This window comes from Shewanella sp. HL-SH8, assembly GCF_051165765.1.
Lineage (GTDB): Bacteria > Pseudomonadota > Gammaproteobacteria > Enterobacterales > Shewanellaceae > Shewanella > Shewanella glacialimarina.
The window spans coordinates 988,482-1,014,102 of record NZ_CP195039.1 but is presented as its reverse complement, the minus strand read 5'-3'; the positions used below and the strand labels follow the sequence as shown (position 1 = coordinate 1,014,102).

Here is a 25,621-nt window from a genome sequence, read left to right as displayed (position 1 = left end):
CTCCAATGATTACAAATTAATGATAATAAGAAAAGCTTAGTTTAGCAATGAATTTTTTATTAAAAATATATTAGATAGTTATTAGAACATCATTCTAATAACTATAATTAAAATTAATTAAATATAAAAATATAACGATGCAGATAGTTTTATCTGCATCGTTTTTTTAATCAACTCAACACTATCGTTCCTCATGTCTCAATTGAGTACGACGCCATAAAAAGAACACTACAGGAACAATTAATAGTGTCAGTATTATTGCACTGACCATTCCGCCTACCATTGGCGCAGCAATTCGACTCATCACCTCGGAACCTGTTCCAGTACCATAAAGGATAGGTAATAATCCAGCTATGATTGCTGCTGCGGTCATCATTACAGGACGTACGCGCATACCTGCACCTTGAATAACAGATTGAGTCAACTTTAGTTCATCAAATTTTTCTAGCTGCTGTGAACTATGATCAATCGCTTCTCTATAGGCTTGGTTTAAATAGACAAGCATAATGACGCCAATTTCGACAGCAACACCCGCCAATGCTATAAAACCTACCCCTACAGCAACTGAAAAATTGAAACCTTGTATATACATTAACCAGATACTACCCACCATGGCAAAAGGCAATGTACCCACAATAATTCCTACTTCAACAACATTGCGGAAATTCATGAACAATAAAATAATGATAATAAATAAAGTAAATGGTACTACGTAAGTAAGCTTCGCTTTAGCTCTTTCCATATACTCATATTGACCAGCCCAGGTAATAGAGTAACCGGCAGGTAATACCAATTTATCATTCACAACTTTTTGGGCTATTTCAACATAACTACCGATATCGACATCTTCAATATCGATATAAGCCCAACCATTAAGGCGAGCATTTTCACTTTTAATGCCTGGTGGTCCATTTTCGATAACGATATCCGCTACATCCCCTAAAGAAATCCTCAAACCTTGCGGAGTGACGATAGGCAATAAAGCTAATGCTTCAGGAGAATTTCGATAATCCTGAGGATAGCGTAAATTAATTGGATATCGTTCTAAGCCTTCAACGGTTTGTGAAATATTCATACCACCGATCGCTGTAGCCACAACTTGTTGAACATCCGCTATATTTAAACCATACCGGGCTGCATTTTCCCTTTGGATATCAACTTTGATATATCGACCACCTGCAACCCTCTCAGCATAAACTGACGCAGTCCCTTCAACATTTTTTAGGATTTCCTCTAATTGTTTACCTATTTGCTCAATTTCATTGAGACTAGGGCCAGCAATTTTAATGCCTACAGGCGTTTTGATCCCTGTCGCTAACATGTCAATTCGGGTTTTAATTGGCATTACCCATGCGTTCGTCACACCGGGTAACTTTACTAATGAGTCTAATTCTTGTTTTAAACTCTCAGTCGTCAGGCCTTCTCTCCACTCACTTTTGGGCTTAAGCTGAATAAACGTTTCCACCATTGTTAGAGGTGCAGGATCCGTTGCAGAGTCAGCTCGGCCAACCTTGCCAAATACGGTTTTAACCTCGGGTACTGTGTAAATTAACTTATCCATTTGTTGCACTAATTGGCGAGCTTTACCAATAGAAATACCAGGGTAAGTGGTCGGCATATACATTAGATCGCCTTCATCTAATGGAGGCATAAACTCACTACCAATTTTATTTAGCGGCCACACACCAATTGCCAACACAAATAACGCAAATAGGAGGGTTATCTTCGGGAAAGCCAGTACTTTTTTCAACACTGGCATATATACAGCAGTTAACAATCGATTAACGGGGTTTTTGTGTTCAGGAAGTACTTTTCCCCGAATAAAGTATCCCATTAGCACTGGTACTAAGGTAATAGCTAACGCTGCCGATGCAGCCATTGCGTAAGTTTTAGTAAATGCAAGTGGTGAAAACATCCTTCCCTCCTGTGCTTCGAGGGTAAATACCGGTAAAAAACTAACAGTAATAATCAGTAGACTAAAAAATAATGCAGGGCCAACTTCGCTGGCAGATCGCGCAACGATCTGCCAACGGTTTTCAGGCGTCAATGGCGTTCGTTCCATATGTTTATGCATATTTTCAATCATGACGATGGCACCATCGACCATGGCACCAATTGCAATAGCAATACCACCTAAAGACATGATATTGGCATTTAAACCCTGCAAGTGCATGATAGTAAAAGCGCTTAGAATCCCTACAGGCAAACTAACGATCGCCACAAGCGAAGATCTTACATGCGCCAAAAAGACCATACAGACTAAAGCAACGACTAAAAATTCCTCTAACAGTTTAAACCCTAAGTTTGATACGGCTCTCTCAATCAAACCACTGCGATCGTAAACGGTCACCACTTCCACGCCCTCAGGAAGGCCTTTCTTCAATGTCTCTAATTTAGCTTTAACGCCATCAATAGTCTTTTGTGCATTTTCACCAAATCGCATCACAATAATGCCGCCAACCGTCTCACCTTCACCATTGAGATCGACTACACCTCGGCGCATTTGCGGTCCAGTCCCTATATCCGCAACATCTTTTAACAGTAATGGGGTGCCATTATTGTTAACGCCTAAAGGGATATTGCCTATATCTTCCTTATTCTCAAGATACCCTGTTGTGCGAACCATATATTCTGCTTCAGCGATTTCGACAACTGAGGCACCAATCTCTTGATTACCGCGGTTAATCGCCATTTGAATAGCCGTTAAAGGTATTCCAAAGGCACGCAATTTATCAGGGTCTACCTTAATCTGATACTGTTTGACCATCCCACCTAGAGCACTCACTTCAGACACGCCTGGGACAGTTTGTAATTCATACTTTAAAAACCAGTCCTGTAGACTGCGTAACTCACTAATATCGTGCTTACCTGTTCTATCGACGAGTGCATATAAATATACCCAGCCCACTCCTGTTGCATCAGGGCCTAATTGAGGTTTTGCATTATCCGGTAACGTTGAAACGACTTGACTGAGGTACTCCAACACACGACTACGAGCCCAATATAAATCGGTTTCTTCATCGAAGATGACATAGACATATGAATCACCAAAAAATGAGAAGCCCCTGACCGTTACTGCTCCTGGCACAGACAGCATAGCTGTCGTCAATGGATAAGTGACTTGATCTTCAACCACTTGAGGGGCTTGACCTGGATAACTTGTTTTAATGATTACCTGAACGTCAGATAAATCAGGCAAAGCATCAATAGGGGTATTTTTAAGAGAAAATAAACCCGCGCCGACGAGAATGGCACTGGCAAGCAAGACAAAAAATCTGTTCGCAACAGACCAACGTATAATTGATTCAATCATGACTATTCTCCCAACTCCATTCCTGAATGATCAGCTTGATGTGTTGTGTTAGAAACATCATCCGTGGTTTTGGGATTATGTATATTTACCACTTTGACCGCGCCATCTGATGTTTTTTCTAATTCAATATGAAGCACAGCACCAACGGTAAATACAGAGAAATCCACACTGTCATCAACAGTAAAGTCCATAGTCATTTGTGGCCATTCCCATTCACTGACAGCTTGATGGTCCACATTAATCATTCGATGTGCAGCCATTAAACTATTTACTTTTGCTTCTACCCAAGCGGTTTCTGATGTGATCGCTTGAATATTTTCTTGCTCATCTTCTGGTGCTGTCATACGTTTAAGATCAGAGGTTTTATTTGATTCAGAATCCAATAAAAATTGTGCAGACGAGACTACAATATCTCCCTCGTACAGCCCTGATTCTATTTGAATGCTGTCATCATCTAATCGCCCTAACGTTACCGCTACAGATTTATATTTACCTTCACCGAGGGCAAGTACAACTCGGTCAGAGTTTCCTGTTCTAATCACAGCCTCTCTTGGTAGCTTCAATACCTCTTCATCACTCCGGGTTTTTATTGACACTTGAGCAAACATATTTGGCTTTAATTCAGTATTGGTATTCTCAAAACGCAATCTCACTTTTAACGTTCTGGTTTTACTATCTAATGTTGGATAGACGTAATCGACTTTGCCCTTCCACAACTTACCAGGCAAGTAATCTAACTTCATTTCAACAGCCTGCCCGACTTTTACCATATCAGCTTGCCGTTCAAAAACTTCAGCTTCGACCCAAACTTGAGATAATGAACCAATAGAAAGCATTGTCATTCCGGGTTTAACGAAAAACCCTTGGCGTATATTTAAATTATCAATCACACCACTTTGAGGAGCATAAAATGTAATATTTTGTTTGACCGTTCTATTTTTACGTAGCGCTACAATAGCCGAGTTTGGTATTTGTAGCGCTTTCAATCGTTCTTCAGATGCGGTAATCAAGCGCTGATCTTTTCGATTTAATGCTAATAACATTTCTTCTTGCGCGTTAACTAAAGCTGGAGAGTAAATAGCATATAAAGGTTGTCCTTTAATGACAGGATCACCAGAAGCTTTGACATAAAGTTCTTCAACCCATCCTTCTACCCTTGGATGAATATGGACCATTTGGTCTTGATCATATTGAACATAGCCGACTGTTCTAATATTATTTTGAAGTGTTCCCAATGTGACTTCAGTTGTGCGAACACCCAGTTTATTAATCACAGCGGGTGAAATTGTAATTGCACCCGGCCCAAAATCTGTCGAGCCCGCTGCATCTTCGTAAACTGGTATCAAATCCATGCCCATGGGTGATTTCCCAGGTTTATCGCTACGAAAATTAGGGTTCATAGGTGCGACCCAATATGATGGTTTAGCTTTTTCACTGCCCTCTGAAACTTGTTGACTCTGTTGTGAGTATAGAATTGTCGCACTGATACCAGTCAGTATTCCGGCGACTAATATACTGATCATTTTCAAATTATTGTTCATTTTGCTTCTCCATCAACATACGATTCATGCGAGATACTAATTGGACCCACTTTAGGGGTAAAAAAATAGTTCAGTTGAACTTTAACTTTCTGCAAATCAACGTTAATAGCCAATGCATCTAATTGAGTATTTAGTTGAGCAATGAGTGAACGAACGACTTCAGCGAAATCCCCCTTATCATTGGTGTAGGCAGTTAAGGATGCATCGGCTTGATCTTGCATTTGAGGTAATAAAAAATCGTTATAGAGTGTCTGACGTTGTTCCAATTTAAGAAGTTGCGCTTTCGCAGTACCGTATGACGCCATCATGTTTCGAAGCAGTAACCACTTTTCCGTTTTAATTGATTCCGACTGATAAATAGCAGCTTGAACTTGCTTGTCTTGTTTTGACGAAGTAAATATTGGTAAATCAAAACTCACACCAATTGATAGCAAATCATCGCGAGAATTACCCATAGGATCATTGCCTCGATAACTGTATCCAGCATTTACACCCCATTCTGGCTTATACAATTGCTTTTTTAACTCGACACCTTTTCGGCTTGATTCAATTCTTTGCTCCAATGCTGAAATGAGTGGATGAACAGAGAATGCTTCATACAGGGCCTGTTGGTCATGTTGGCTTTTTTCCTCATCAAAATAGAGATTAGGATTCGTTAGTTTAATTTGAGGGAGTATATTAGGGACAGTAAACGTCGAAAATAACAGCTCATAATCTTGTTCATGACCTGTTCGATATTCATCAATAAATGCCTTACCAACCCATTCAGATAATTTCTGTTTAAACATATCTTCTTGTTGCGCCAGAACGGTCAGCTTATCTTCAAGACGGGTCACCTCTAACTGAGCACGAATAATATCCTGCTGATTCGATTTAACTAAAGCAGATGAATACCCTGCTTTAACAACATCTGATAGTTGTTCAAATAAATTCCGATTGCGCTCAATCAGTGCAATGCTCTCTTGCGCTTTATATATATCAAACCAAATTTGAGCAGTGGTGACACTTAACTTTGCTCGTCTATCTTGTCTTAAGAAAGGATATTGCTCAGCCGTTAGCTCAAGTTGTTGTTGGCGCAAACTTAAGCTATCCCCACGAGGAAACATTTGAGTAACACCAATCTTCATTTGAGTCATTGCTTCTTGTCCAAAATCAAAAGTATTCATGGACAAATTAGCTAAACCAATACTTATTTTTGGATCGGGTAAGGTTCCGGCAGCGATACTTTCAGATTTAATAGCATCTTGTTGGAATTGATTACTGACTAACCAGGGATCGTTTGACTGAGAGAAATAAACGGCTTCTTTCAGTGTTAATGCCTGTACTGGTTCTGCCGCATACACCGCAGCGCTAAGCCCCATAAAAGACATCACTACTATGAAAATATATTGAGTGTAAGTTTCACCCAAGCTTTTGTAAATTAAAGACATAAAGCCTCCAAATTAGTTACCTATTCTCGAGTTGAATTCGAATAAAGGTAATATCTTGTTAATTTATTTTAAAAAAGATAAATGAATAGAAAGACGATCAAAAATTGATCAAGCCTTTCCTATCTAACAAGAAAATATTGGAGGACGATATAAAGAAGCGTTATATTGCGGAGTCGTATCTTGAGTCAAACCAGATATAAAACTACTCAAACTTGAGATAGTTACTGATTGGACAATTTTCATTTCAAGGGCAATTGAAAAACAAGTACCTATCGGACAATCACATTGATTATCACAACAATCAGCAGTGTCAGCGGTAGATGTTTTAACGGCATCAGCATCTGATGTTAATTGGTGATGGCAAGCGTTAGTCGCAGCGGTATTCACTGGATTTGATTTACTTAACATTGAATTCATATCAGAGGGGCATGGCAAAATCACAGACGCAAAAGCTTGACTGACAAATGTCATCAAGATAAGCATCACTGTGATAATTCGCATACGATTCAAGATAGACTCCAACGTTATTAATAGTTTTAATTTTAACTCGACTTGTCTAAATATTCCTAGTTAAGCATAGTGACTTTTTACTATTAACGACTAATACTTGACATAGATCACACTTCGAAAATGCTAACTAAAAGTTACTCAGTATCAATAAAAATTAACATCAATATTATTTACAGGATTCATGCTTATTATTATTTATCTTTAAAAAAACGCAGTGAGTCATTAAGCATCGAATCAGCTTAATTTTTTTTGGAGCCTGGTGGTGGCTTATGACAACTCTGTGGTTGATGTTCTGCATTATCTTTGATGTTTTGATCCACAAATTGGTAATAACTTTCTTTTGTGTGAGTCCACCAATCGTCATGAATATTAGCACCATGCTTTCTGATAACCTCTTCAATACCTTCTAAATTGATATGACTGGCATCATAGGCTAGATAAATAGTTCCCGTTGTTTCATTATAAATTACGCCGTCTATACCAAAAAGTTTGTCTATCTCAGCCATTAATGCTTCTGAGTTTTTGTTATCAACTCCCGTTAACCTTAGGTTTCTAACCACTAAAGTCGCTTCTTTAACGCCTGGTCTATGTTCAAAATCACTCATAACGCCTCTCTTAATCATTAACTCATCATTATTCTGATTATTTAGGTAAAGGTAATTAACAAAAAAACGGCCAATTTTCTAACCTAGACAGTAACTGCATAGGTTAGAATCAAGATATTGATTTCAAGGTTCAAAAATGCACATTCTAGTACTGCTATTACCTTCATCATTGAGACCAACATATTGAAAAATATGCATGGATATCTAGTGTTTACTCAACAATCAATACACCTTTATACATTTGCATCTGACAATGAAATGGATACTCTCCTTTTTCCAGTGCCGGTAAGGCTATCATCGTCGGTTTATCCAGCGCTAAATCTTGGCTAATCTCCAAGTCGGGTAGCAAGACAGTGGCTGAACATCCGGATTTATCTTGGCGTAAAAAGGTTATCTCTGTTGGGGTGTTAGCCGCTATCTTAATTCGTGCTGGCGTATACACACCGTCTTTAACCAGTATCGATGTGCTGGCATCAACACTAGAATCGTTTGCCGGTTTGTATAGCCAAAACCACCAAATGATAAAACCGATTAATGCGATACACAGTAAATTAATTAACATATTGAGCCTCCTAGTGTTCTTTAGCTTTAAACAAACGTAAACGGTTAGCGTTACTCACTACGGTAAGTGATGAAAAGGCCATAGCAGCACCGGCTATCACTGGGTTTAGCAAAATACCAAACACCGGAAAAAGCACACCAGCAGCTAAGGGAATACCCGCGACGTTGTAAATAAACGCGCCAAACAAGTTTTGTTTAATGTTGCGCAGGGTTGCTTTACTAATGGCTATCGCATCGGCTAAACCATGAAGTGAACCGCGCATTAAGGTAATATCAGCGCTTTCTATCGCCACATCGGTGCCTGTTCCAATAGCAAAGCCAACATCGGCTAACGCTAATGCGGGGGCATCATTAATGCCATCGCCGGTCATACCAACCACTTCATTTTGTTGCTGAAGTTCAGCCACTTTATTGGCTTTATCTTCTGGCATGACGTCTGCGAAAAAATCATCAATACCGACTTTTTTAGCCACTGCTGCGGCGGTCGCTTTATTGTCCCCGGTTAACATAATCACTTTGATGCCACTGCGTTTCAGTCTGGCAATCGCTTCGATTGAATCAGGCTTTATCGGATCTGATACCGCTATAATGGCAAGCAACTGCCCTGCAAGTGCCAAATACATTGGTGTTTTAGCCTCTTCTGCTAATATTTGAGCTTTAGCTTCGTGGAGACCAATATTAATGTGTTTGTCTTGCATCAGTTTTAGATTACCAAACAATAATGTTTTTCCATCAATCTCAGCTTCAACACCTTTGCCTGCTATGGAATTGAAGTGCTCGGTGTTAATCGCATCAATGCCCCTAGCATGTGCGCTTTCAACAATAGCTTGCGCGAGTGGGTGTTCGGAGTGACTTTCAATTCCAGCAGACAAGGCAAGTACCTGCTCTTCACTGTCAGCATTAACCAGAATAATATCGGTAACTTGCGGTTTACCTTCAGTAATGGTGCCGGTTTTATCTAATATCATGGAGGTGATTTTTGACGCGGTTTGCAATGCTTCACCGTTACGAATAAGCACACCCGATTCAGCCGCCTTACCCACGCCGACCATCACTGACATTGGCGTTGCCAGTCCTAGCGCACAAGGACAAGCAATAATTAATACTGTTGTAGCAGACACGATGGCAAATACACTCGATGGCTCAGGGCCAAAGTTAAACCACACCATGGCACTGACAATAGCGATAATCATAATCGCTGGCACAAAATAAGCGGCTATAACATCAGCTAAACGTCCAATCGGCGGCTTAGAATTTTGCGCCCGTTTAACCATACTAATTATGCGCGCCAGTGCGGTATCTTTACCTACACGAGTGGCTTTAAATATGATTGAGCCTGATTTATTCAAGGTGCCAGTGACCACATCATCACCGAGTACTTTTTCAACTGGCATAGGCTCACCGGTCAACATTGATTCATCAATGGTGCTGTTACCTTCAATAACCACCCCATCAACTGGGATTTTTTCGCCTGGGCGAACTCTAACGTGATCGTTAAGTAATACATGAGCAATATCAATGTCGAGGTCTTTTCCATCACGGATAACCCGAGCCGTTTTTGCTTGCAAACCAATGAGACGCTTAATGGCTTCAGAGGTTTTACCGCGCGCTTTAACTTCTAGTGCTAAACCAAGATTAATTAACCCAATAATCATTGCGGTCGCTTCAAAGTAAACATGCCTTGCCATCTCGGGAAATAATTGTGGAAATGCAACAATCAACATTGAGTAAACCCAAGCTGTACCGGTTCCTAAGGCAATGAGGGTATCCATATTAGCGTTATGGTTTAAAAATGATTTCCATGCGCCAATGTAAAAATGCCTACCTGATATCAGCATAATGGCCAGAGTCACTACACCAACCAGTCCCCACACCACTTGTTCTGATAGGGTTGATACCGTCATTTCGCCAATAAACAGTCCATAAATCATTAACGGAATACCGACGGACAAAGCAATAAAGGTATGGCGCAATAAACTTTTATAATGTTGTAAATCAGCCTGTTCTTTCTCGTTCATGGCATCTTCTGCCGACTCTGCCTGTATTTGAGTGGCGTTATAACCGGCACTTTCTACCGCTTTTATAATCAACTCGGCAGACGCTTTACCCGTAACCAGTACCGTTCTGTCGGCAAAGTTCATTTCGGCTGAATCAACGCCTTGCACGCTGTTAATCGCTCTTTCAATTTTGCCAACACAACTCGCGCAGCCTGCGCCGAGGATATTGAGTTGCATAGGTAATTGTGTTGTGTGATCCATTACTTAACCTCCATTGACGTTAATTTAATCTTGTCATGCTGATTAACACTTGCTGTAGGAAGGTTCGCTTGATGGGTACCTTCAATCAAATGACACACCATGTTTCCTGTCGGCAAGTTATCTGGCATGGTTGACCATTGGTCTACGGCTTGTGAAAGTCGTGATCTTAGTTTGACCATTTCATTAAATTGTTGCTCTGTTTCATCCAGTTTTTGTTTTACTAATGCCCGCACAAGGTGACATGCACTTTCACCGTGGTCGGTCTTAGAAAAAATCACTTTAATTTCATCAACTGAAAAATCAAGTTTACGAGCGCTTAAAATAAATTGCATACGCGACTTATCTTTATCGTTATAGATTTTATAACCGTTAACGGGCGATTTATTGGGATTCAATAACCCAATACGGGTATAAAAGCGCACTGTATCAGCGGTAATAGCTAACTCATTAGCAAGTTGATTCACTCTCATATTGCCTCCCAAAGCTAACATTAGTCGTTACGGTAACTTGACTATAAACCTATGTGTTACACACAGGTCAAGCAGGGTTTGAATATTAAAATAATAGGGCGCATTTGAGCACCCTATTATCAAATGGTTAGTGTTTCATCATTTTGCTGTGTTGTTTCATGATGATAGCCATTAACTCTTCGTGATTAACCAATTTAACAGTTTCATCTTTCAAGCTAGCACTGTTCAATGTGATCATGGGGGATTTAATAAAGTTTTTTGCATTTTTCAAAGATAAAATATCTGTGGTACTGACTTTAATGTCTTCATCGTTGGTCAGGTTAATACTCCAATATAGTGCATCTGACTTAATAAAATTCGTATCATCTGCTCCAGATGAGAACAACTCATAAAGCTGTAATTCTATTAAGTGCTGACCAGGTACAATTTCAATTTCACTGCTTTTTGACACAGTTTTTCCATCAATGGCAGTAAAAACCAAGTAATCAGGTAGTGTAATAGTCGCAGCCATTGACGCTGTGCTAACTAACAATAGAAGGGTAATCGCGATAAATTTTTTCATAATAAACTCCGTTAGCTTTTTGATGCTCATCATTAAATGAACAACAAAAATCTTTATAAATTAATGTTGGTTGTTAATTAAAATAAAAGATCAAACTATAGGAGGGGGATTTTGACTGACAATCAAAGCAGGAGTAGATACCCATAAAGACGAGCCAACTTTAGAACTACTCAATAAAGTGCTGATTAAATTTAAATCTGGTAGTAAAACAAACGCATTGGCAACTGCATGGCAATGACTAATACAGTTGCTTGAATCTTCCGGGCAACAATTATCGGTACCGTCACAATCATTGTCCATCATAAGGGACTGTGTCATTGAGTTAGATTGCATAACTGATTCGGACATTTCATTAGACATAACAGTATTTGGCATTAATAGCTGTACTATTATTGCCAAGATAATTGCTAAATTTAACAAAATTTTAATCATTCAGTTGTATCCACTCATATTAATGTAATTAACATTAGCAATTTTTTTACTTGAATTCTATCACATTAGTCACATTCTTAGGATTATTCAAACTTTTCACTTGTTATCAATTGTGATTAACCAACCTTCGATTAAGCCATGCTTGACGTAACATATTCCTATGGCTAGTTAAATCGAAAAATTCCAAGTTAGGCACTATAAATTGATATTGTATTTCCATTGAAAATTAAGCACTGTCTGAATGATTCCATTACATAAACTGTTCTAGTCAAATTTCATCGGACACTTAATTTTGAGACAGTATTGTTCATAAATTAAGAGGTCTACTATGAGTCTGAAAAAAGCACACAAAAGTGAGTTAGATTTTATACTCTAAAATATATGGTTTGCATTATAATAAGTATAGCAAAGCTCGATATACAGGTGTTTTTAGTGATTAGTTTCAATCAATAAACTCTTTAAATATATATGGCCCAAGGACATGGTAAATCATTGATTAATAGTCGGAATGCCACAAAAAAAGCCTTAAGCTCTGGGGTGTGCCGTATTAACAATCAGTAGATTCTGAAAGTGTAAGAGCATCCTCCAATTCAGCACCAAGATAACGAATTGTGTTGTCTACTCTAGTATGTCCGAGTAAAAGTTGGACGGCTCGAATATCCTTAGTCTTTGCATAGACTAATGTTGCTTTGGTTCGTCTCATTGAGTGAGTCCCATACAAGTTAGGGTCTAGACCAATATTTGATGCCCACGACCTGACAAGATAACGATAATACGAATAGCTAATCGATTGCTCATTTCGTCTTAAGCTTGGAAATAAATAATCACTTGTCTTTAGATCTGCGACAAAAATCCATTTCATCAGACTTTGTTGAGTTCTAGCAGTGACTTCAAACTGGACTTCAACATCCGTTTTCTGCTGAATAAGCTTAACTCTTGCAAACATTCGTTCTTGTGAAGATATATCGCAAACCCTTAGAGGAAGTAGGTCACTTGCTCTGAGTTTACTATCGATTGCCAAATTGAGTAACGCTAGTTGCATAAGGCTATTTTCTATTTCTAGCCTAGTTCGAATACGCCAAATCTCTTCGAGCCGAAAAGGCTTTTTGACTCCGCTACAATTTTTTTTGTTTGATGAGACCATGGTGACCTCCTACTTCATTGATTGGTCATCATAAGTATAGCTGGTAGTACATTCGCTAATGAGGATGTATTGCAAGTCAGAATCATCGCGTTTGAGTTTTAGCTATGCGCAGATTTTTTACACTCAACGAATGAACAATTGGACACCATTACCTAAGCGATTCACATGATTATGCGACCATTTCAAATTAACTAACTCGGACTCTCGTAATGTGTAATAGTAAACAATTATGATGATGGTGCTATCAATTGCCATGATGACCAACAGGCTTCTAAGTTGGTAGTGCTGCCTTTTGACGCCTTGTTCTTATCCTGATTTAGTAAGAACAAGGGCTGCTACCACTTCAATTAGAAGTAGTAGCTTGGCAATCACTGTTTCATTACTTATCGCTTATTAAAATCCCTTATTCTCAGATACTGCAACGACATCACCATCGTCATCAATTCTAAAATATAATGTCTGTTTAACTTGTGAGTTCGTAGCACTCACGACATAACTTCCTTCATGAACATTAACAATATTGACATCTGAATTGTTAATGTTCTCCCATGAAGATGGCAGCTTACCAGGCTCATACCCTAAATCTTTGAAAGTCATTTTTTTTATTGTTTTAACGGTAATGCTAATTACCTTCTCCTCATTCATATGACTATGTCTTGAGTGATCCATGCTTTTCATTTTATCTGCATGTGCAAGTGAATAACTACTGATAAAAGCACTACCAATAACTAAAAATATAAATAAATTTCTCATATATGTTTCCTTATTATTTTAAACCAATAACTTTGTATTGCCCTTTAACCAATAATTTTACCGTTACTGAGTTGTTAGACTTATTTTTCCAATACCAACCATGAGAGCCTGTAAAGGGAGCTGTAAAACTTCCTTTCATGTCATCTGATGTCGCAATAACATAACTCTCATAGTATCCAGTGGTATCCCCTTCTGGTTCGCCATGGAGGTCGAAGAACAATGCATCGCCATCAGTGAGCCATTCATAAGTCATTTTCTCGAATTGCTGCATCTCGAACTTGTATTCGACACCTCTTCCAGCAGGTATAATGACTTCGATAATTTGGAACTCTGTTGTACCTTCTACTTTTGAGTTTTTTTGTGTTTGAGTTTCAGGCATTGGAGCTAATATGGTGACACCTATTTTTTGACCAATGCCTGTGGGATCAATGTTGTATTCAGCCGGCAAAATAAAGGTGACTAACACAACAGCCGCTAAAACCGTTGCTGCTAAAGAAGCTTTAATTAGCGTGTTACTACTTACTGTATGTTGCATATATTTCTCTTTGTTATTAATTAATAAAGTAACCAGTCAATTGATAACCCATCAACATGACACCAGCACTCATTAGTAGGGTATTTGTTAGTGTAGAAAATTGCTGAAATGAAGGCAATTTACGCCAGATATTGATAACAATTAATATCACCACTAATGCTGCGAGCTGACCGAGTTCTACACCAATGTTAAATGCGACTAAATTGGTAAAAAGGCCTTCACTGGGTAAATTAAATTCTTGTAATTTTGTCGCTAAGCCTAAGCCATGAAATAGCCCAAAAATGAGAACAGCCCATTGCGTATTGGGTTGCCAATTGAAGCAACGTTTAAAACCTCCTAAATTATCAAACCCCTTATACACCACAGATAAACCAATAATTGCATCAATAAGGTAGGCATTTACTTGGATATCGCTTAATACACCTAACAGCAACGTAGTGCTATGACCGATGGTGAACATCGTGACATATATGAAAACATCACGGCTTCTATATAAAAAGAAAATAACGCCAACCAAAAATAGTAAATGGTCGTATCCGGTAATCATGTGTTTTGCGCCAATGTAAAGAAATGGCACAAACTGTACGCCGCTATTTTGCTCTAAAAAAGCTCTAGTATTGTCATCAACACCATGAGCAAGTACCTCAATGCTAATAAAGGAGCAACATATAAGGAGTGCGAATAAGCAATAGCTTAATAATTTACTTAGCATTAAATGACTCCAAAGTTTCTGTTTTAATCAAAATCGTATCCTTATCTTTATGTAAAATTCGGTAAAGTGCTGGAATAACAAATAAAGTTAGTAGCGTTGAGGAAATAATCCCACCGATAACTACCATAGCTAAAGGCCGCTGTACTTCAGAACCCATACCACTATTAAACGCCATAGGAAGAAAGCCCAACGATGCCACAAACGCGGTTGTCATAACCGGACGAAGCCGAGTTAACGCACCGTCAAAAATGGCCTGATGTAAATCCATGCCCTCTTTTCGTAAATCTCGAATAAACGAGACCATGACTAATCCATTCAAAATGGCGATACCTGACAACGCAATAAAACCAACCGCTGCTGATATTGAGAATGGAATACCACTTAACATTAATGCAGCAATACCCCCCGTCAATGCTAAAGGCACGCCTGTAAAAATGATTAATGCATCTTTGAGTGAATTTAGCGCTAACACTAATAAACCAATAATCATGAGCAACGTGACTGGTACTACAATACTTAAACGCTGTGAAGCGGACTGGAGCTTCTGATAAGTGCCGCCGTATTCAATCCAGTAACCAGCAGGAATATCAACATTGGCAGCAACGGCTTGTTGAATATCACTCACAAAACCACCTAAATCACGGCCTCTCACATTTGTTGTCACAACGACTCTACGCTTGCCATTTTCTCGATTAATTTGGTTTGCACCATTAATCAACTCCAATGAAGCAAGTTCTTGTAATGGCACAGAACGACCATTGCCCAGATGAATTGGCAAATATGACAGTGCGTCGACATCATTACGCAGTACTTCATCTAATCGAACGACAATATCCGAACGCCTATCACCTTGATAAAACTTGCCCGCAACGGTTCCACCTAACGCAGTCGCTAATTGGGATTGCAATTGCGCTTTACTGATCCCGTATTGCATAATTTTGTCATCATTAGGGACAATGGATAAAAGCGGTAACCCAGTGGTTTGCTCAACCTGCACATCGGCAATGCCTTCAACCTGGCTAATGGCTGACTCAATTTCATTACCTAATGCGGTAAGGGTTTCAAAATCATCGCCGAACACTTTAATCGCTAATTCGGCTCTCACACCCGCCAGTAATTCATTAAAGCGCATTTGTATAGGCTGTAAAAACTCATAACGATTACCAGGAATGGGTTCTACCAATGCAGCTAAATCCTCGACAATCTGCTCTTTTGATTTATTAGGATTAGGCCATTGATCACGCGGTTTAAGAATAATAAAGTTGTCTGCAACACTTGGCGGTACAGCGTCAGTCGCTACATCCGCGGTGCCTATTTTTGCGAATACTCTTTCAACCTCCGGCATTTGCTGAATTTTTTCTTCTAACACTTCTTGCAATGCAATAGCCTGACTTAATGATGTTCCAGGAATGCGTAGCGCATGCATGGCAATATCACCTTCATCAAGGTTTGGTACAAACTCACTGCCTAAGCGAGTTGCTTGGTGGCCAAAAACGACCACTAATAACACCGCCATACACACCACAACCCAACGACCTTTAAGTACCATACTTAACGCTGGACGATACAAATAAGCCGCACCACGAATAATTGGACTGTGCTTTTCTTTGATTGGTTTTTTAAATAACAATGCAATCATTGCAGGCACAAAGGTTACCGACAGTAACATGGCACTTAATAGGGCGATAACAACGGTAATGGCCATCGGGTGGAACATTTTCCCCTCTACACCTTCAAGGGCGAAAATGGGTAAATACACGGCAGTAATAATGAACACACCGAATAACGCTGGGCGGATCACTTCACGGGTTGCATCAAACACTAGTTCTAAGCGTGCTTTCAAAGGTAAAGAATGTTGCCCAGCTTGACTCAGACGGCGCAGGCAGTTTTCAACAATGATAATTGCACCGTCCACTAACAAGCCAAAATCAAGCGCACCTAAACTCATTAAATTGGCACTAACACCAACTTGAACCATGCCTGTCACAGTCATTAACATCGCAAACGGGATCACCAATGCGGTTAAAAATGCGGCCCTGAAATTACCAAGTAAAATAAACAACACAACTACAACTAAAATAGCCCCTTCGGTCAGGTTTGTTTGTACTGTACTAAGTGTTTGATCAACTAACTTAGTACGATCGTATACCGCGGTAGCCACAATCCCTTGAGGTAAGCTTGCGTTAATTTGTTTTAGCTTCTCACCTACTGCGTGAGCCACTGTGCGACTATTCTCGCCGATAAGCATAAATACAGTGCTCATCACCACTTCACGGCCATTTTGGGTGGCAGCACCATTGCGCAGCCCTTTTCCATCACCAATATCTGCCACATCTTTTATGCGAACAGGTGAACCATCAATACTTTTTAGCGGAATGTTACCAATGGCTTGTAAGTCTTCGGCTTGCCCAGGAATACGCATAAGCCATTGCGCGCCATTTTGCTCAATAAATCCTGCGCCTTGGTTTTGATTATTTTGTGCAATTGCGTCAACCACATCAGCTTGAGTAACACCAAACGCGAGCAGTTTTTGGGGTTTGAATGCAACCAAAATTTCACGTTCAAACCCACCAATAGGATTCACCTCAACAACACCTGGCACACGCATTAGTTGCGGACGAATAGTCCAATCGTGCACAGTACGTAGGTCGGTGGGTGTAATCTCGGAGCCATCGGCATGTGTTGCATTGGGTAACGCATCCACTGTGAACATGAAAATTTCACCCAGCCCAGTGGCAATCGGTCCGAGTTCAGGCTCAAGTCCTGACGGTAATTCTGAACGCGCGGCAGATAAGCGTTCACTCACCAATTGCCGAGCAAAATATACATCGGTATTGTCATCAAAAATGGCAACAACTTGCGATAAACCATAACGTGACACAGAACGGGTATATGTAAGCCCAGGCAATCCCGCAAGCGCATTTTCTAATGGAAAGGTGACCCGTTGTTCAATTTCTAATGGTGTATACCCTAGTGCCTTGGTGTTAATCATGACTTGTACATTGGTGATATCAGGGACAGCATCAATAGGCAGCTTGGTAAAATTCCAGGCGCCCACAAAAGCCGTAATCATCACTAGTACTAAAACGAGTACATTGCGCTTTATGGAAAAGCGTAAAATAGATTCCAACATTTACTACTCCTAGTGATCGTGCGAAGCGCCAGACTTTTCAATGTCAGCTTTAATGATGTAACTGTTTTCAGTCACATAGGTTGCCCCTAATGCAATTCCACCAAGAACTTCGACCCACTCACCATCATCTTGACCAAGCTCAAGCATTCTCACCTCGTATTGTTCACCTACTTTTGCATAAACTACGGTAAAGTCCCTGAACCCTTGCAAACCGACTTTTTTTACTGCGACAGGCACATCAATCGTCGCCACCTCAATATCAGCGTTAACAAACCCACCGTCGGCCAGAGCATTATTCACATTAGGCACCTTCACCCATATTAATTTAGCCTGGTCATCACGGACTTTTTGCTCAATAAACTCAACCTTCCCTGTAAGCGGAGTGTCATAACCTTCAATCTTTACGGTTACCGGAGTGCCAACAACGACATTTTTATAATCGGCGGGATATACTGCTAGCTTGGCCACATATTGCGGCGTATTGGTTAGGGTCAATAAGGTTTTTGACGCTGTTTGTTCACCACTATTGGCATACTGTTCAGTCACAATGCCGTCGGCAGGAGATGTGATTTGATAAGGCTTAAGGCTTTCGTTACTTTCAACTGTCATCAGTGTCTGCCCTTGCTTTACAAGGTCGCCTTGTTTAACAAACAACTTGGTGATTACCCCGTCAAATCTGGCTGATATATTATGTGTCGCACTCGCTGGAAGCGATAAACGCCCATAAGCAGGAATGGTTTGATGAAGTGTTCTAGCCGCGACAACATCGGTACTAATTCCCATAGCTTCAGCCACTGCTGGCTCAATACGAGTTCGGCCTTCAAGGTTATCGTATTGCCAGCGATAATTTTTGCCCTGATATTTAGCGCTAATGGTGACCACAAATGAATGAGGTTCGTAAATTTCTAAATCTCCACGTAAAAAGTCACCTTCGACACGAAAGTTAATATCGTCTACAACATCACCAAGACGGGTAAGTTGAACATTCAAAGCCACTTTATCCGGTGAAACAGGCTTACCTGCATCGGTTACCCACACCCTAAACTCCGGCGGTACACCCGTTTCAAAAATAGCGAGCTCCAAAGCCATATTGTCGTCTCGCAACATGCGGCCTCTGTGGGGGCCTTTTTCTGGCTCAGCTTCTTCCGCTTCAGGGGCAGATGATGCCGTCACTGAAAATGAAGGGCTCACACTTAAGCAAAGAAATATTGCAAAAGTCAGTGATGTAAAAGTATTATTATTTTTCATAAACGTCTCACAATGATATAGATGCGCCCGTTAGGCGTTGAATTTCAATATGTTGTAAATGCAAACTCTCGTATGTATTTAACAACTCCGATTGGGCATTAAGTAAATCACGGCGTATATCACTCCATTGACTGTAGCTGAGTTGTCCAAGTTCAAAGGCTCGAACAGCCTCTTTTAATGTCACTTCTAATGTTGGGATTATCGTTTTTTCAAAAGCATCGATAACATGCCGTGCATGGGCTATTTCTTGTAGTTGTACATATAACTGTGAGTCGAGCTTTTGCATTAACGCTACTTGTTCGACTGCAAGCACATCTTGCTTGGCTTGTAAGGTCGAAATAGTCCCTGCATTACGGTCGCTTGCGCCAAAAGGAACCGATACACCAGCAACAAGGCCAAAGTCATCTGTTGCTTCATAACGGCGTAAACCAGCAGAAAATTGCCATTGAGATTTAGCCTCTATCCGCGCCAGCTCCAATTGTGATTGTGCTATGCGGGTAGCGGTTGCAAATTGAGTGATATACGGGCTTTTTTTCAGTTTATCGAGTTCCTTATCTAAACTTGATAACACAGGCAGAGCGAATAAATTACCATTGACTCTAAATTGGGTGCCTGGCTTTCCCCACAACGACGACAATTGATACTGGCTAGCTTTTAAATCGTGCTCTGTATCTTCAACAGCTAGCTGCATCCGCACAATTTCAACTTCTGCCATACGCATTTCAATCGTTGAGCTTCTGCCGGCACTGACCCGTTCAGATATTGCTTTAAGCACTTCGTTCGCTTGAAGCGTTGCCATTTGATTCAACTTCAAACGCTCTTGCTTTACTAAGATTTGAGTAAATTGTTTTGCTGTACTCGCCGCTAAATCCATGGTGACAATGTGCTTATCAATATCTACCTGCTCCATCTCTGTTTGTGCATTGCCAACACGGCTATTAATTTGCTCTTGTTGCAACAACCAGGAATACGTCAGTGTGGTTTGCATGTTACTCAGCCCACTATGTTCACCGACGCCTAAACCATCTTCAAAAGTAAGCCCAATTTGTGCTGGCTCACCAATACCTGCTTGTTGTATTGCTCCTTTTTGCATATTTGTCTTATGCAAAAATACCGCTAACTCAGGGTGGTGACTTAACGTCATGCGAATAGCGTCTTCTAAATAAAGTGGCACTTTTATTTCTGTGTTGTCATTTGCTGTCACAGAAAATGCTAAGGCCGAGATAAAAAAACCACACAAAAACCGATTGGCAATCGGTTTTTTATCTATGGTTGTTTCAACAATATTATTCATTCATAACCCTTATTTAATGGTTGAAATAGGTTTCGATTAGATGGTGGAGGCTATCAACAGTTGATAATGTGAATAATGTAGTAACGAGGAAGCATAACCCTGTAAATGCCAGTTTAGCTCCAGATACTTGTTCTCTTGGAGAGAGAAGGTTTTCTACCCGTAGGGTAATTTGATCTTTACTAAAATGACTGACTTGAACTCCTTCACAACTAAAAGGTAACAGACGTTGTTTCTTGGCGACTGTCACTAAAGTTTGTGCCACATCAAGGTTATCGTGGTAGAGCGTGACAGCATAGTCTGCTTGTTGTTCTGTTAATAAAGTAAAATCTTGTTGTAAAGATCGGCGGATAGACTTCGGGTAAAGTAGGCAGAAAAAAGCGTAAATACTTTTGAATAAGGGATCTCTTGCCCTAACATGTGCTAACTCATGTTGGATAATAATATCAACAGCTGATTGTTCAAGTTGTTGAAGTAATCCTGATGTAAGGTAAACCTTCGGCTTGAATAAACCGATGGTAAAAGCCGCAGGTATGCTTAATGAGATTGAAAAAACAGTATCTTCATTTTGACCCGCGATAGGCTGAACATCTGAAAGTTTAAAAAGATTGTGTATTGCGATGGAATGACGGCGAACTTGAATAAGGGAAATGTTAATCAACACAGCCAATACGACTGCAGCAATGACCAAAGTTAATCCATGCCAGCTTGTTACTATAAATAGATCGATATGATGCCAATGTGCAACCTTTTCCATCCAAAGAATTAAGTATCCATTCCCTTGACGAGGGAACAATATTCCTACGCAGAATAGCGCAATCCACCAAGGAGACGTAACTATCAACCACAAAATTCGTTTTCGGGCAATAAAGTCAAATGCATCTAAGCTGCTTCTAATCAACGGGACAATAGCAGATATTAATATTGTAACGATAACAAATGCCGTTATTGCAACACTAATCAAATTTAATAAAATCGCCACGTTACCTTCGAGCATCTTATGCTTGCCTACTACGTAATTTTCGTTGTTCTTCTATAAGCTTTTCCAATTCATCAAATTGAGCGTCGTCAAGATTAGCTGAAGATGAAGCAAATGCAGCAATCAGGCTATGTTCACCATCTTCAATAAAGTCGGCTGTAACATCTGTTATTAATGTTGCGATAAGTGATTCTCTATCAACTTTTGCGGTATAAAAATGTGCATGCCCTTGCTTAGTTCTACTTAACAAATCCTTTTTGAACAGTCGATCTAACGTAGTTTGGATCGTATTTAATGAATTTCCACGAGTAATCCCAACTACTGCATGTACACGCTTTGCATCTGCTTCTTTCTCAGACCATAGGAATTGAAGCACTAACTTTTCTAAGTCACCTAATTGCATCAAATTATTCTCTTAACTATTTATCAATAGTATGACAAACTAAAAACCTATCAGCAATCGGTTTTTTGATTTTTATGAAAACAGAGAGATTATGACCTGGATAATTACAAAATATCTCATTACAGCTGCAATCATTGTTGCTGCTTCAGAAATAGCAAAACGCAGCGATAAATTTGGCGCACTAGTAGTGGCTCTCCCGATTGTAACTATCATGGCAATGATTTGGATGTATGTCGAAAATGAATCAAATGAAAAAATAGCTAATCATGCTTGGTATACATTTTGGTACGTCATTCCTACGTTACCGATGTTTCTATTGTTTCCAATGCTTTTAAACAAGTATAGTTTCTGGACTTCTTTGTTAATCGGCGTAATGATATCTATCATTTTTTTTGTTGGGTTGACGTGGTTTTTAAAAAACTTTGATATCGATCTAATCCCATAAAAATTAATAGTTACATGATTAAGTCATTAACTCATAGGCTCGTAAACTATAATCTAATGCTTAGTATTAGCTCAATTTATGAACTTACGGGTGGATCTTAACTCACAATTGGGCATAAATAGTTCACGCCTCTAGACATATTTCTGGAAAAAAGTACGTTAAAACTAAAGTTCTAAATTCATTGATCACATTACAATTAGTATCGGAAATTTCGCTATGCCATTGAAAGTTAACTAAAAAACTCTAACTAAGTGACTAAATCCTGTATTCAACTTCTTTAAAATATAGAATAGCCACAGCCATTTACTTTGACTGCCAAATAGTATACTTTTAGTTTTATTTGATAATCAAACAATGCTAATATGAAAACTATTGCTGAAAAATATACCCACCAACACAATTTTACTTCTGTTAATGAGCAAAATGTAAAACGAACATGGTATGTACTTGTCATCACAGTCATCACCATGATCATCGAAGTTATAGCCGGTACTGTTTATGGTTCTATGGCCTTACTCGCTGACGGTTGGCACATGGGAACTCATGCCGCGGCCTTTTGCATCACACTATTCACCTATAGTTATGCAAGAAAGCATGCAAGTAGTAATAAGTTCTCTTTTGGTGTTGGTAAAGTGGGAGTTCTCGGCGGATATACCAGTGCAATAGCACTAGGTATTGTCGCAATTGTAATGCTAGCAGAATCTATACATCGTCTGTTATCACCTATTGAGATCCAATTTAATCAATCCATTCTTGTTGCTATCATCGGACTTATCGTAAACATCGCCAGTATGTTTATACTTGGTCATGAACATCACGGTCATGACCACAGTGACCACCATAGTCATGAGCATGATCACCATGAAGAACACCATGATCATCATAGTGATCACGATCATAATCTCAAGGCAGCTTACTTCCATGTGCTCGCTGACGCATTAACCTCTGTGTTAGCAATTTGTGCACTTTTGGTAGGAAAACTCCTTGGATGGTATTGGTTAGATCCAATAATGGGAGTTGTTGGTGCTGTGATTATTACCAAATGGGCCTTGGGTCTCATGAAACAGACAAGCCCAATTCTGTTAGATGAAAACATCGACAAAGAATACCAATTAGAAATAATTAACACGATTGATGATGAGCACACTAAAGTTACTGATATCCATATCTGGAAAATTAGCGCAGATCATTATTCAGCTTCAATAGCATTGTGTACAACAACAGGTGCCAATGTAGAAACATTTAAACACTCTTTGAGTAAGTTTGATAAGCTAAGTCACTTAACTATCGAAGTAAATTACTGCTAGGGCCATTTATGCATTCTTTGAATAACTTAATCATCGAGTTTTACGACAAACTGTCTTCTTGGGAGCAATCCGTCGTTAAAGATACTGGGTATTCACTAGCACAAGTGCATACTATAGAGGTGTTAGGTTCTCATGGGCCGATGAGAATGAAGGAGTTAGCAGATAGGCTTGGAATTACTACAGGCACGTTAACTGTTCAGGTAGAGAAACTGGTTAAATTTGGATTAATTACCCGTTCTCCACACGAAGACGATAGGCGTTCAATACTTGTTGGATTAACAACTGAAGGGATTGAGCTTCATACGCACCATAATCGTATGCATATACAACTGACAGAAGACATTACTCGTAACTTAGATGAAAGCTCAATTGATGTGCTAACGAAGTGCTTTGAAAAAATGAACCAGGAATTCTAATTTAACAACCCCTTATTTTGTGATTAAATCATTTGAGTGTTGGAATATTATCAAAATTGCTGAAATTTGTTCCACTGAAGGCAATGCCAGGTTTGGCGAGGGAAGTGACGATAGGGAACTCAGAGCATTCCTTGATATATAGTTAGGAGTCTGGCGAGTATCCGCATCGTCGTAGACTCCTCACTACAAGCGGCATTTGAGCTTGACTAATCAATCGAATATAAGGGGGGGGAATTAGGTTTAAGCCGTGTTGTAATCAAGCTGCTTATCAGCTCCTTCTATAGCTTTCTCTAGCATCTTCACTCCTTTAGCAAGAATCGGATTATCATCAAGCATTTTCTGATGTTTGCGAGATGTCGATAGCGCCGTATTTAGTAACATATCTAATTGCGACTCTTGTATGATGCGTTCTATCGTTCTGATGTATCTTTTGGTAGTAGCAACACGTACATGCCCAAGATGCTGCTTCAAGATGGTATGAGCGTCATTCACAATAAGTTGATTCATATAGCTCAAACTCGCTAGTAACCCGTTATTTTTGAGATATCGGTAAAGCATCTGAGTAACACCTGTGTGCCTAAGTATATGCGAATGAGCCTCGATATTAATACGTTTTGCGCATTCTTGTATCTTGTTCTGGTAATCTCTTACTGATACTGGGGTGCCGTTTCTTTTCAACCATGTAGGAGACTCCTTCGCCGTGCGCCTAGTATTTAGGGCATACTTGGTTTTGCAATATCTGTCACGATATTTTTTTAATCGCTGATTATATGTTAACCCACTCTCTGGTTTCTCATATACATGGTGAAAAACCTCCATCATATTGACTGGAGCTAACAAACTTTTGGTCTTGCCGCCCTTGGCTATATACCTAAGTCTTTGACTGGTGAGGTTGTCGCGTTTCATCTCTAGATAGCTAGACCACTTAGGATTCAATTTATTGCTGCCCAGCGGGAAGCAATTGATCAAAGCCGATATTCTTAAGCATGTCACTAATTCGGTATACGCCATTACCGCATATACTGAATCGACTTTATGTAGCTCTGCATAGAGTAACCAGAATTGCTCCATACTCAGTATGGAGTCCTTATAATCATCGTGGCGTTCCTTCCAGTTTTGATCAATGGCGGTTTCCGTTTCTCCAACTTGTTCATTTCTGTGATCGGTATGCGATAGAATGTTATCATCCTGGCTTTGATCAATAACCACCTCGTTCGTTTGGGGCATCATCATTTCGTGTTCAACACCTTGCAAGGTAAGGAATCGATAGAACTGACGCCACGCTTTCACGTACTGTTCGATACTATCTCCAAGCCACCCCCCTTCGTAGTACATACTGTTAATAAGGGGCTCCATATTGCCAACGTATGTCGCTGTCAAATAATGCACACCAATACTGCCATCAGTCTGAACTTGTTTTGCCAATTGATTAATCAAGTAAGCCACGCGCTGAACAGCATCAATTACGCTCTTCATCCCACATTTTTTTCTAAGCTTTGTGTCTACTTGCTGCGGATACCTGTGCTTACAGATTGCATAACGTAGTATCAACCTATCGGGTGTGTGAGTACAT

At 39.7% G+C, this 25,621-nt stretch carries 23 protein-coding genes; 3 read left to right on the top strand and 20 right to left on the bottom strand.

Features of this window, described 5'->3' with window-relative positions; all coding sequences use genetic code 11:
• Positions 1 to 181: 181 nt before the first annotated feature.
• The 19 genes from ACRWQN_RS04590 to ACRWQN_RS04500 form a co-directional block, all read right to left on the bottom strand.
• Positions 182 to 3,313 (bottom strand): efflux RND transporter permease subunit, encoded by a 3,132-nt coding sequence (locus ACRWQN_RS04590; RefSeq protein ID WP_123884666.1) that lies wholly within the window; start codon positions 3,311 to 3,313, stop codon positions 182 to 184.
• A gap of 2 nt (positions 3,314 to 3,315) precedes the next feature.
• Positions 3,316 to 4,854 (bottom strand): efflux RND transporter periplasmic adaptor subunit, encoded by a 1,539-nt coding sequence (locus tag ACRWQN_RS04585; RefSeq protein ID WP_434939925.1) that lies wholly within the window; start codon positions 4,852 to 4,854, stop codon positions 3,316 to 3,318.
• Positions 4,851 to 6,284: a TolC family protein gene (locus tag ACRWQN_RS04580; RefSeq protein WP_434939924.1), complete on the bottom strand. Its 1,434-nt coding sequence runs from the start codon at positions 6,282 to 6,284 to the stop codon at positions 4,851 to 4,853. Before ACRWQN_RS04580 ends, ACRWQN_RS04585 begins: the two co-directional genes overlap by 4 nt.
• A 123-nt stretch (positions 6,285 to 6,407) precedes the next feature.
• Positions 6,408 to 6,794: a hypothetical protein gene (locus ACRWQN_RS04575; protein ID WP_434939923.1), complete on the bottom strand. Its 387-nt coding sequence runs from the start codon at positions 6,792 to 6,794 to the stop codon at positions 6,408 to 6,410.
• Positions 6,795 to 7,033: 239 nt separating this feature from the next.
• Positions 7,034 to 7,399: a cation transporter gene (locus ACRWQN_RS04570; RefSeq protein ID WP_434939922.1), complete on the bottom strand. Its 366-nt coding sequence runs from the start codon at positions 7,397 to 7,399 to the stop codon at positions 7,034 to 7,036.
• 211 nt (positions 7,400 to 7,610) lie between these two features.
• Complete coding sequence (locus tag ACRWQN_RS04565) at positions 7,611 to 7,961, bottom strand: cupredoxin domain-containing protein (RefSeq protein ID WP_434939921.1); 351 nt, start codon at positions 7,959 to 7,961, stop codon at positions 7,611 to 7,613.
• 10 nt (positions 7,962 to 7,971) lie between these two features.
• Entirely contained in the window at positions 7,972 to 10,218 is a 2,247-nt protein-coding gene (locus ACRWQN_RS04560) for a heavy metal translocating P-type ATPase (RefSeq protein WP_434939920.1), read from the bottom strand.
• On the bottom strand, positions 10,218 to 10,688 hold the full coding sequence (locus ACRWQN_RS04555; protein ID WP_434939919.1) for a MerR family transcriptional regulator: 471 nt from the start codon (positions 10,686 to 10,688) through the stop codon (positions 10,218 to 10,220). The genes ACRWQN_RS04560 and ACRWQN_RS04555 overlap by 1 nt, the downstream gene beginning before the upstream one ends.
• Before the next feature lie 127 nt (positions 10,689 to 10,815).
• Positions 10,816 to 11,250, bottom strand: a complete 435-nt coding sequence (locus ACRWQN_RS04550; RefSeq protein ID WP_434939918.1) for a DUF2057 family protein — start codon at positions 11,248 to 11,250, stop codon at positions 10,816 to 10,818.
• 90 nt (positions 11,251 to 11,340) lie between these two features.
• Complete coding sequence (locus ACRWQN_RS04545; protein WP_434939917.1) at positions 11,341 to 11,682, bottom strand: hypothetical protein; 342 nt, start codon at positions 11,680 to 11,682, stop codon at positions 11,341 to 11,343.
• A gap of 547 nt (positions 11,683 to 12,229) precedes the next feature.
• Positions 12,230 to 12,826 carry a tyrosine-type recombinase/integrase gene (locus ACRWQN_RS04540; RefSeq protein ID WP_434939916.1) on the bottom strand — a complete coding sequence of 199 codons (597 nt, stop codon included), beginning with the start codon at positions 12,824 to 12,826 and terminating at the stop codon, positions 12,230 to 12,232.
• Between the two features lie 393 nt (positions 12,827 to 13,219).
• Positions 13,220 to 13,579 (bottom strand): DUF6488 family protein, encoded by a 360-nt coding sequence (locus tag ACRWQN_RS04535; RefSeq protein ID WP_434939915.1) that lies wholly within the window; start codon positions 13,577 to 13,579, stop codon positions 13,220 to 13,222.
• A gap of 13 nt (positions 13,580 to 13,592) precedes the next feature.
• The gene (locus ACRWQN_RS04530) at positions 13,593 to 14,114 is read right to left on the bottom strand and encodes a hypothetical protein (protein ID WP_434939914.1); all 522 of its coding nucleotides are present in this window, start codon (positions 14,112 to 14,114) and stop codon (positions 13,593 to 13,595) included.
• A gap of 16 nt (positions 14,115 to 14,130) precedes the next feature.
• On the bottom strand, positions 14,131 to 14,826 hold the full coding sequence (locus ACRWQN_RS04525) for a HupE/UreJ family protein (protein WP_434939913.1): 696 nt from the start codon (positions 14,824 to 14,826) through the stop codon (positions 14,131 to 14,133).
• On the bottom strand, positions 14,816 to 17,959 hold the full coding sequence (locus ACRWQN_RS04520; protein WP_434939912.1) for an efflux RND transporter permease subunit: 3,144 nt from the start codon (positions 17,957 to 17,959) through the stop codon (positions 14,816 to 14,818). The genes ACRWQN_RS04525 and ACRWQN_RS04520 overlap by 11 nt, the downstream gene beginning before the upstream one ends.
• Positions 17,960 to 17,968: 9 nt before the next feature.
• Entirely contained in the window at positions 17,969 to 19,207 is a 1,239-nt protein-coding gene (locus tag ACRWQN_RS04515; protein WP_434939911.1) for an efflux RND transporter periplasmic adaptor subunit, read from the bottom strand.
• A gap of 7 nt (positions 19,208 to 19,214) precedes the next feature.
• Positions 19,215 to 20,501: a TolC family protein gene (locus tag ACRWQN_RS04510; RefSeq protein ID WP_434939910.1), complete on the bottom strand. Its 1,287-nt coding sequence runs from the start codon at positions 20,499 to 20,501 to the stop codon at positions 19,215 to 19,217.
• Between the two features lie 13 nt (positions 20,502 to 20,514).
• Positions 20,515 to 21,495 (bottom strand): M56 family metallopeptidase, encoded by a 981-nt coding sequence (locus tag ACRWQN_RS04505; protein WP_434939909.1) that lies wholly within the window; start codon positions 21,493 to 21,495, stop codon positions 20,515 to 20,517.
• Between the two features lies 1 nt (position 21,496).
• The gene (locus ACRWQN_RS04500; protein ID WP_123884050.1) at positions 21,497 to 21,880 is read right to left on the bottom strand and encodes a BlaI/MecI/CopY family transcriptional regulator; all 384 of its coding nucleotides are present in this window, start codon (positions 21,878 to 21,880) and stop codon (positions 21,497 to 21,499) included.
• Between the two features lie 91 nt (positions 21,881 to 21,971).
• Between ACRWQN_RS04500 and ACRWQN_RS04495 the strand changes: the two genes are divergently transcribed.
• The 3 genes from ACRWQN_RS04495 (at position 21,972) to ACRWQN_RS04485 (ending at position 24,048) form a co-directional block, all read left to right on the top strand.
• A complete protein-coding gene (locus tag ACRWQN_RS04495; protein WP_434939908.1) occupies positions 21,972 to 22,325 on the top strand; it encodes a DUF3147 family protein in 354 nt (117 codons plus the stop codon).
• 362 nt (positions 22,326 to 22,687) lie between these two features.
• The gene (dmeF, locus tag ACRWQN_RS04490) at positions 22,688 to 23,632 is read left to right on the top strand and encodes a CDF family Co(II)/Ni(II) efflux transporter DmeF (protein ID WP_434939907.1); all 945 of its coding nucleotides are present in this window, start codon (positions 22,688 to 22,690) and stop codon (positions 23,630 to 23,632) included.
• An 8-nt stretch (positions 23,633 to 23,640) separates the two neighbouring features.
• Positions 23,641 to 24,048 carry a MarR family winged helix-turn-helix transcriptional regulator gene (locus ACRWQN_RS04485; RefSeq protein ID WP_434939906.1) on the top strand — a complete coding sequence of 136 codons (408 nt, stop codon included), beginning with the start codon at positions 23,641 to 23,643 and terminating at the stop codon, positions 24,046 to 24,048.
• A gap of 240 nt (positions 24,049 to 24,288) precedes the next feature.
• Here ACRWQN_RS04485 and ACRWQN_RS04480 read toward each other — a convergent pair whose 3' ends face one another.
• Positions 24,289 to 25,524, bottom strand: coding sequence for a hypothetical protein (locus ACRWQN_RS04480; protein ID WP_434939905.1), 1,236 nt, complete (start codon positions 25,522 to 25,524; stop codon positions 24,289 to 24,291).
• Positions 25,525 to 25,621 lie beyond the last annotated feature (97 nt).

Coding starts and splice junctions, on each gene's coding strand:
- ACRWQN_RS04590 (WP_123884666.1), bottom strand. CDS start 3,313: ATGATTGAATCAATTATACGTTGGTCTGTTGCGAACAGATTTTTTGTC.
- ACRWQN_RS04585 (WP_434939925.1), bottom strand. CDS start 4,854: ATGAACAATAATTTGAAAATGATCAGTATATTAGTCGCCGGAATACTG.
- ACRWQN_RS04580 (WP_434939924.1), bottom strand. CDS start 6,284: ATGTCTTTAATTTACAAAAGCTTGGGTGAAACTTACACTCAATATATT.
- ACRWQN_RS04570 (WP_434939922.1), bottom strand. CDS start 7,399: ATGAGTGATTTTGAACATAGACCAGGCGTTAAAGAAGCGACTTTAGTG.
- ACRWQN_RS04565 (WP_434939921.1), bottom strand. CDS start 7,961: ATGTTAATTAATTTACTGTGTATCGCATTAATCGGTTTTATCATTTGG.
- ACRWQN_RS04560 (WP_434939920.1), bottom strand. CDS start 10,218: ATGGATCACACAACACAATTACCTATGCAACTCAATATCCTCGGCGCA.
- ACRWQN_RS04555 (WP_434939919.1), bottom strand. CDS start 10,688: ATGAGAGTGAATCAACTTGCTAATGAGTTAGCTATTACCGCTGATACA.
- ACRWQN_RS04550 (WP_434939918.1), bottom strand. CDS start 11,250: ATGAAAAAATTTATCGCGATTACCCTTCTATTGTTAGTTAGCACAGCG.
- ACRWQN_RS04545 (WP_434939917.1), bottom strand. CDS start 11,682: ATGATTAAAATTTTGTTAAATTTAGCAATTATCTTGGCAATAATAGTA.
- ACRWQN_RS04540 (WP_434939916.1), bottom strand. CDS start 12,826: ATGGTCTCATCAAACAAAAAAAATTGTAGCGGAGTCAAAAAGCCTTTT.
- ACRWQN_RS04535 (WP_434939915.1), bottom strand. CDS start 13,579: ATGAGAAATTTATTTATATTTTTAGTTATTGGTAGTGCTTTTATCAGT.
- ACRWQN_RS04530 (WP_434939914.1), bottom strand. CDS start 14,114: ATGCAACATACAGTAAGTAGTAACACGCTAATTAAAGCTTCTTTAGCA.
- ACRWQN_RS04525 (WP_434939913.1), bottom strand. CDS start 14,826: ATGCTAAGTAAATTATTAAGCTATTGCTTATTCGCACTCCTTATATGT.
- ACRWQN_RS04520 (WP_434939912.1), bottom strand. CDS start 17,959: ATGTTGGAATCTATTTTACGCTTTTCCATAAAGCGCAATGTACTCGTT.
- ACRWQN_RS04515 (WP_434939911.1), bottom strand. CDS start 19,207: ATGAAAAATAATAATACTTTTACATCACTGACTTTTGCAATATTTCTT.
- ACRWQN_RS04510 (WP_434939910.1), bottom strand. CDS start 20,501: ATGAATAATATTGTTGAAACAACCATAGATAAAAAACCGATTGCCAAT.
- ACRWQN_RS04505 (WP_434939909.1), bottom strand. CDS start 21,495: ATGCTCGAAGGTAACGTGGCGATTTTATTAAATTTGATTAGTGTTGCA.
- ACRWQN_RS04500 (WP_123884050.1), bottom strand. CDS start 21,880: ATGCAATTAGGTGACTTAGAAAAGTTAGTGCTTCAATTCCTATGGTCT.
- ACRWQN_RS04495 (WP_434939908.1), top strand. CDS start 21,972: ATGACCTGGATAATTACAAAATATCTCATTACAGCTGCAATCATTGTT.
- dmeF (WP_434939907.1), top strand. CDS start 22,688: ATGAAAACTATTGCTGAAAAATATACCCACCAACACAATTTTACTTCT.
- ACRWQN_RS04485 (WP_434939906.1), top strand. CDS start 23,641: ATGCATTCTTTGAATAACTTAATCATCGAGTTTTACGACAAACTGTCT.
- ACRWQN_RS04480 (WP_434939905.1), bottom strand. CDS start 25,524: ATGAAGAGCGTAATTGATGCTGTTCAGCGCGTGGCTTACTTGATTAAT.